Below are 8796 nucleotides of genomic sequence, written 5' to 3' on the forward strand. Positions count from 1 at the left end.
GATCCTCCCTCCAAAACTGTAACAGCATTGGTAACGCTTAAAGTTCTTCCTGCTTTTATGGTAACAATTGCTCCATTATTTATGGTACATGAACAACCGTTTAGCTCGGCATCGATATCATAATTCCCTGTAAATTCAATTCGGTCGGTTGCTGATGGTGTTCCGTTTGACCATTTATTGCCGTTCCAGATATTTGCCGGTTGAATTACGATTTCTGATGAATATACGATAGAACAATTGTCATCTATAGCAAATTTGTAAGTTCCCGGTGCAAGTCCTGAAATTTCAAATGTAGTTCCTGAAGTTGTAAAATTATAAACTGTACCTCGTGATTCAAGTAATCTTCCGGAATGTGGTATATCTTCTAAAACGACACTACCTGTTGACGTGGTGCAATTTGGCTGTGTGATAGTTCCTATTTTTGGAGGTGTTGGTGCTGCTTTTGTAATGATAGGTTCTGAGAAAGCACTTGTGGTTTGTCCACATTTTCCAGTTACAATACAATAATAGTATAATGTACCGGCAGTTGTTGATTGAGGAGTAAAGGTATTAGTAGCTGCTCCATTTTTGTTTCCTAACGAAATTGCGTTTGTTGTACTGGCGGTAGTATTGCTATACCATTGGTACGTTTGAATTTCAAATCCTGTTGCTGAAATACTTATAGGATTAAAAGTACCGTTGATACATTGTGTTTGAGTTGCAGTAGATTGTGAGTTTATTGTTGGAGCAAACTCAACATCAATTCTGGTTTCAATAGCATATTCTTCGTTGCATGATCCATTTTTTGCTACAGCTCTATAATTTCTAGATGCAGTTAGAATTTCGGTTGGAGTGTAAGTTGCTTTTCCAGCTGTATTTTCTATAGCTTTCCAAGTCTTGTTATTGTCGTCACTATATTCCCATCGTATAATTTTGGTGAGATCAGAATACGGCGCATCTTTATTTGGGTCGTCGAAATTGTATACAGCTAAAGTTGGATTTTGACTACCTTGGCAAATGTGAATTCCGCCTTTTGTTCTTCCTCTATCTGTTTTTGTTATAGTTACTGTAATAACATTCGAAGTTGCCGGATTTGAAGTTAAACAAGGTGAAGTAGAATTTGATGTCATTACAACTTTAATGGCATCTAAATTGTTTAACCCATTTGTTGTGTACTGTGGCCCTGTTTGTCCAGTAATCAGATTTGAGCCAATATACCATTGGTATTTTGGTGCTGTTCCTCCATTAGTTGGTGTTGCTTTAAAAGTTACTAAAGTCCCGCTGCAAATTGTCGTTGAAGATTCTGATGAAGTTAAAGTCACACTAGCAACTACTTTAGGGTTAACGGTTAGTTTAACCGTGCTTGAATACGTAAAGCAAGTTGCAGAACTTGATACAATGCAGCGTACATAGTAATTACTATATGATAAAGGAATTTTTGTTAGTTTTAATATTGCCGTTTTATCTCCTGATACATCCTGAGTACCATCAGTATTTGTCCATCCGGTAGATCCGTCAGCAGAACTGGAATATTGCCATTGGTACGTTGCTCCCGTAGTTGATGTTTCAACGGTAAATGTTCCGTCCTGACCTTCGCAAGCTGTTAAAGTTATTGGTTGGGTTGTTATTGTTGGCGGTGTACAACTTTTTAGTTCATAAGCTCCCATGTATGGTTTTACTCGGTTTTCATTATCAATATCAAGAGTAAATCCCTGAATTTGAGTTCCTGTTAGATCTGCATTGGAACTTGCTGTTGGACTTAAATGAAAATTTGAATTATTAAAATCTACAAAAATTGGTGCTGTTATAGTGGATTGAGCATCTTTGGACATGTCAGTTTGCCACTTGTTCAAATTATAAGATGTAGACTCATTACGAATAATATTTGCCAGATTAGCTATAGTGCCATAAAATGCATTATAATTGCTTGTTAATTTTGAAGGTGCTATTCTTGAAAACAGGGCATATTGTATACCGTTTTGTCTAATATTATATAAAATATTGTTTTTTAAATCTACAGAAGTTGCATCCTCAATAAATATGCATGAAGAATATCCATTTGCTGTCGTAGCTTGTTTTTGAACAATTGTATTGTAATATAATTTATTTACACCACTCGTTTTTATATAAATTCCATGACCTGCATAGTGGTAATTATAGTCGTTATTATCATTTTGTGGCGTGTAAATATTACTTATAACATTGTTGTATATAGTATTTGAACTTGATGAGGTACTATTAATAAATATTCCCGCAGTACTACTGCTGTTAAAGTAATATTTATTGGTAATATTACTAATTATGTTATTGTAAATTGATCCGGTATTTGTTTCTAAAAGTGTAATACCAGCAGCATTTCTCGCATTGTAATTTGAGTTTTTTGTAATACCTGAAATAATGTTGTTTGAAATCGTATAACCATTAACATTACTCAAATAAATTCCCAGAGAAGGTTGATTGTCCTCAACATCTGATCCCATCGTGTTTTTAGTAATAGTCCAGTTTTTGTTGTTATTATCTGAATTTCCAACAATAAATATCGGTTGTTTTACATTGATGAACTTAACGTTCGAAATAGTATTGTTAGAATTATTACCAGGATTACCTATTGTTGAGCCACCTGAATAAACACCAGTAGCATATACATCTATGGTTTTGTCAATAATATTAAGCTGAATACTTAAATTTCTAAATATATTATTATCCGCATTGTTATACAATTTTATCCCAAGTCGGCTGTTTTGAGCGCTGGTTGCGTGATTGTTATATATTCTTAGCGCGTTATCAATTACTGTATTGTTTCCGTCAATGATAATATTATCTGCTCCATTTAATGAAAATAACGCATCATTAACATCTCCAATAATATTGATGTTTTTGTTATTATTCGGCTTAATTGTTAAGGTATAAGCTGAATTACCAGTAAATTGATTGATTAGAATTTGAGTTCCGGAAGTAATGGTTTGGTCATTATCAAGCAACAGAGTTACTGGAGCGCTAATCCCATTTGCATTAATATAAGAGATTGCGTTTGATAGTGAGTTTAGTGGTGCAGCACTTTCTGAATTTATAACATAGGTTCCTGAGGCAGCCTGGCTAAATCCAAAAAAAGGTAACAATAAAAGTAAAAGTAAAGTTTTCTTCATGCTAAATGTTTTCTATACAATTTGTTATACTAGGCATAGGAAAAAATTGCCCGAGCAAATATAGAGAAATCTACGTGTTTGAAAATAAGAGGGTTTTTAGAAGGGCTATATAATCGATAAACTGTTAATATAATCGATAAACTACATTGTAAAATTTAACATTTTATGTTATTTCTTATAAAATGTTAAAACCAAATATAAGAAAAATCGTAAAATAGAACTAAAATAGGCTTCTGTTTTATGCTTATAATTGCAAAAAACGTCATTTGAATGACAAATTCGCAAGAAAGTCAAAATTTTTTAACTTGTGAAATTACAAAAAAAGCAAGTAATTAATTATAACCAAATGAACTTATTTAATATTAAGAATCCTTTTCTAATTGAGTTACTTTATCATAAACCAAGAAACTTTCATATCCTCTTCGCAACATATAGTCACAGAACTTTTTTCGCTTTTTTAAGGTGTTTTTTTCGTGAAGATTATTCCAACATCTTTCAGAAAGCTGATCAAAGGTAATCTCGTATTCTTCAGGCGAAATTTCTTTTAATGCCAATGTAATATTAGTCGATGAAACCTGCTTTAATTTAAGCTCATTGGTAATCCTGATTCTTCCCCAATGTTTTATGCGATGTTTACCTCTTGCAAAGCTGCAGGCAAAACGGGTTTCGTTTAAAAAATTATTTTCAATTAGTTGAACTACAATAATATCAATTTCATCAGGAGACATTTTTAAGCTGTACAATTTAGAAATTACCTCTGCATGACAGCGTTCCTGATAGGCACAAAAATGCTCTAATTTTTGTATTGCGTCCTTTATTGTTAAAATTAAATTCATGTGTTTTTTCTTTCTTTTTAACGGTTATTGCTAAAAATAATCATTTTGTTGTTAAAATCTCGTAGCTTTTTTCTGTTTTTCTTAAAAAATACTTTTTTAAAATGTTGGAAGTGTGTAGAATTATGATATTTTTGTGCCTAAATTTTAACATTTTGATCTAGTCTCTTAGACAGGATTTTATGTGCAAAATTTGGTTGTAAAAAAGTCTAAATAGGAATATCTCACTTTCAAATTGAGCTGCCTTTTTTATTTCGCTTAATAAAAAAAACAAATTTAAATATAAATACCACCTATATGATTCGAAAATTACTTTATTTCTTTCGCTCTATATTTTTAATTTTTTCTGATTCTTCTGGAAAAAAAACTTTTAGTACTGGTTTGGGATCGTTTTGTTTGGGGATGTTCATGTTTTTAAATATTGGGTATTGCCAAATTTTACAGCGTGGAACTTCCACAGCATCAACTACCGGTAATAATGTGTTAACAATTGCCAAACCCAATACTGTTGTTGCTGGTGATGTCATGATCGTTAATATAGCCCAGGTTAATTCAATTAATTCAAATTCTCTTTCGAATCCCACTTCAAATGGCTGGACTTTGATTAAAGGTGCTTCATTGACAACTAGTGGAAATCCTCGTTGGGGAGCCATTTTGTATAAAATTGCTACTGCTTCTGAGCCGCTAAATTATATTTTTACTTTAAGTTCACGAAATAATGGCGGTGTTGGTGCTATCGTTGCTTTTTCTGGTGTAGATGTTTCCGGATCACCCTTTTATGTCGCATCTTCAGGAATTAACACACCAAATACTAACACCACAACCGCAACCGCAACTACAATTACACCGACATCTAACTATGCAGCAGTAATTATGTTCGCACAGGCTGCAAATTCTGCTCCGACTTGGAGTAATTGGAGTACTACTTCGCCAGGTACTCTGACAGAACTCTATGACGAACAAAATACTGTTTCGGGTAATGGTAATTCTACAATTGGTGCAGCGTGGGGTCGACAAACGACGGCTACAAGTACAACAGGAACAGTTGATTTAAGTTCAGGTCAAAGAAATGGAGCTGTATTGTTAGCGCTTAAGCCATTAACATACAAAAGTCAAATTATATCCATCAATGCAGGTGCGACAACTTGGTGTCCAGGCGAAACAAGAAATGTTGAGGTAGTGATAAAAAATACAGGCACGGCGACTTGGACAGATGGCGCTAATGGAAGCCCAGACATAAATATTGGAGTAAAATGGAATACTAGCGGAGCGAGCTGGACTGATTATCATTCAAGAATTGATGCCGGTAATTTAGCTCCAGGAGTTACGCGAACTTATAATCTTCCAATAACTGCATCAAATAATGATGGCTTTGGGTATTCTACTGCCTTTGTAGGGGGCACAAGTAATAATCTTATTTTTGATGTTGTTTATGAAGGTCCGTTTTGGTTTGCTTCGAACATTAACGGTGCTGGTCCTGGGAATAATGTTTTTACTTCTCAAGCGCAAACAATTCTTGCTGCTCCTGCTAACAAAACCATTGCTGCCGCAAATTCATCTATTTGTTCAGGAAGTAACACCAATATCACCGTTTCTTCATCAGAAGTGGGTGTCAATTATCAATTGAGAGATGCTTCTAATTCATTAATTGGTTCTGCCGTTGCGGGTACAAATGGAACCATTAGTTTGCCTACAGGAAATTTAACAGGAACTACAACTTTCAATGTATTAGCATCATCCTGTGGTAACTCAGTACAAATGCCTGGAACTGTAACCGTAAATGTAAGTCAGCCTCCAACAATATCAAATGCAGGACCCGATCAAACATTAAGTGGCTCTTCTTTTACATTGGCTGCCAATGCTCCAACAGTGGGTACTGGAGCGTGGTCAATTGTGAGTGGTCCGAGCAGCTTACTAGGTCAGTTTGTTAACATTAATAGTCCAACAACTGTCTTTAATCGAGCAACAGCAGGAACATATGTATTAAGATGGACAATAAGTAATGGTAGTGTCTGTAGCACATCTACAGATGATGTTGTCATTGCAAATTGTGTAAGCAATTTAATTGTAAATGGTGATTTTTCTGGTAGTGCGGCTGCTTGGTCTCCTGCTACTTCGGCACCAGGTTCTGTGGTTGAAATTAATCAGGAAACTACTTATTTTTCTACTGGAAATAGTGATGCTACAGCAGAATTAGATGGTGCAGCATCGTTAAGACAATCTGTAACAGTCGTTCCGGGTGTATCGTATACATTGAGTTTTCTTTATGCTCGAAGACCGGGAGCTCCTGACCCCGTTGCGGTTGATATTAAAATAATAGGAGGGTCAAATCCTGCATCAGCATATTTTAGCACTAGCAGCGTTACTACTCCTCAAACGGGTTCTTTTACTTTTACGCCAACGAATTCTCCTATAGCAATCGAATTTTATAATTCATTAGCGGGATCAGCAACCTATGGTACTATTATAGACAATATAGTTTTACTACCAACTACTCAAGTGTCTCCAATTGCTACAACGATACCTAAAGGTACTTATAAAACTTTAACTGCTTGTGTAGGTTCATCTGTTTTATTGGATGTAGATAACGTTTCTGCTACAGGTGTCACTTATTCATGGACAACAACATCTTCAGGAGTATCATTTACGTCAGCTACCAATATTAAAAGCCCTACAGTAACATTATCAGGAACTGGTCTTAAAGAATTCAAAGTAATTGCAACTACGGCAGGTGGTTGTGCAAGTAGCTCTTCCAGTACATTTATTTACGTAATTGCTGTTCCAACAGTTTTCAACGTTACCGGCGCGGGATCATACTGTGTTGGCGGTTCTGGAGTTTTGGTTGGTTTGAATGCTTCAACTTCAGGTATTAGTTACCAATTGCAAAAAGACGGCATCAATATTGGAACTGCTGTTACAGGTCCAACATCAGGAGCGGCTATTAGTTTTGGTTCTCAAACTGCAGCGGGTACATATACAGTTGTTGCTAAAAATACTACTACTAATTGTACTTCAAATATGAATGGAGTAGTAACAATAAATCCAAAACCCGTAATATTAGACATGACAAGTACAACTTGTAGCGGAAATTCTTTTACAGTTACTCCTGTTAATGGAGGAGGCTTTATTGTACCAGCCAATACAACTTATAGTTGGGGGCTTCCATCAGGAACTGGTTTTACAGGTGGAGCAATAAATTCGGGAACTCCATTAAATATTACAGGAAATTTAGTTAATACAACTACTGTCAATCAAACCGCAGTATATACGGTTACTCCAACCAGTTCTGGTTGTCCTGGGACCCCATTTAAGGTAACAGTAACAATAACCCCTACTAATGCAGTAGGAGCAGCATCATCTACTCCAACATTATGTATCGATGTACCTTTAACAAATTCGACTTATGTAACACATATGACTACCGGAGCAACTGGTATTGGTTCGCCAAGTAATTTGCCAACTGGATTATCAGCAGCTTGGTCAGCTAATATAATTACTATTAGTGGTACGCCAACAGCTTCAGGGACTTTTGCTTATAGTATTCCATTAGTAGGAGGTTGTGGAACAGTGAGTGCTACCGGATCAATAACAATAAGTCCAGCGACAGTTGGCGGTACAGCGGCAAGTGTTTCATGTTATACAACATCGTCAAATACAGCAACGATTACATTGTCGGGACAAACTGGGAATGTAATAAGATGGGAGTCTTCTACAGATAATTTTGTATCAACACCTGCAACAATTGCCAATACCACTACAAGTCTATCAGGAATTAATGTAAGTACTACGACTTATTACAGAGCAGTAGTACAAAGCGGAACTTGTGCTACAAGCAATTCTTCTATCGTAAAATTAGTTCCGGGTATAGCACCAACAGCAAATAATGCAACTTTACCAACATGTAATGGCTTTACTGCTAATTGGACTAAAGTAAATGAGGCCACATCCTATTTATTAAGTATCTCAGATGATAATTTTGCCAGTACTTTGTCTGGATATACGAATAGTAATGTGGGAGATATTAATTCGTTTTCTGTAACTGGTTTATTGCCAAATAAAACGTATCAATATATACTTAAATCCGTTTTTTCTTGTGGAAATTATGCTGCGCAGTCGAATGTAATTGTAATAACGACAGCTGATTTGCCTATAACGGGCACATTTACAGGAGGTGCGCCGGTAATATGTGTGGGATCATCAACAACATTTTCAAATTCAACTCCGGGTGGTGTTTGGTCTGTTACAAATGGAAGTGGTACAGCAAATGTAACAACAAATGGAGAAGTAACAGGCGGAACAGTAGGTGATGTAACAGTTGTTTATACAGTAACAAACGGAAGTTGTTCAAATTCAATATCCAGAGCCTTAACAATTAATCCTTTGTTAATAAAGCCAAGTGTAGGAGAGACTATTGGTGTTGGCTGTTCAAATTTAGGAAGTGTAACTTTAAATAATCTTCCAGCAGGAAATTGGACATTGTATCAAACAGGTACTGCTTCAAATAACTTTAACAACACAACGCTTTCAGAAACAAGTTATACTATAACAGGCTTAGCGGTAGGAACATATTATTTTGCAGTAAACAATGGTACTTGTACTTCGGCTCAAACAACTGCAGTTGACATTACTGATCAGACATCAACAAGCTGGAATGGTACAAAATGGAGTAATGATCCTCCAACTCCTACAAAAAATGCGATAATTGAATCAGTAAACCCAAATCAGCCTTTTGCTACTGACGCGTTTGCATGTTCGTTGACAATTAATGCAGGTGTAGTGGTAACTGTTCCTACGGGAATAACCTTAACAATCACCAATGCAATAACTACAAATGGTCA

The 8796-nt window shown here is 35.7% G+C and carries 3 protein-coding genes; 1 reads left to right on the forward strand and 2 read right to left on the reverse strand.

All coding sequences use genetic code 11. From position 1 onward, the window contains the following. A partial coding sequence (locus IRZ78_RS25740; protein WP_194620404.1) for a hypothetical protein occupies window positions 1-3125 on the reverse strand: 3125 nt, incomplete at its 3' end. A 362-nt stretch (window positions 3126-3487) separates the two neighbouring features. Further along, window positions 3488-3961, reverse strand: a complete 474-nt coding sequence (locus tag IRZ78_RS25745) for a regulatory protein RecX (protein WP_194620405.1) — start codon at window positions 3959-3961, stop codon at window positions 3488-3490. A gap of 294 nt (window positions 3962-4255) precedes the next feature. Between IRZ78_RS25745 and IRZ78_RS25750 the strand changes: the two genes are divergently transcribed. After that, a partial coding sequence (locus IRZ78_RS25750) for a PKD-like domain-containing protein (RefSeq protein ID WP_194620406.1) occupies window positions 4256-8796 on the forward strand: 4541 nt, incomplete at its 3' end.

It is taken from the genome of Flavobacterium sp. CSZ (genome assembly GCF_015350725.1).
In the GTDB taxonomy this organism is placed as follows: domain Bacteria; phylum Bacteroidota; class Bacteroidia; order Flavobacteriales; family Flavobacteriaceae; genus Flavobacterium.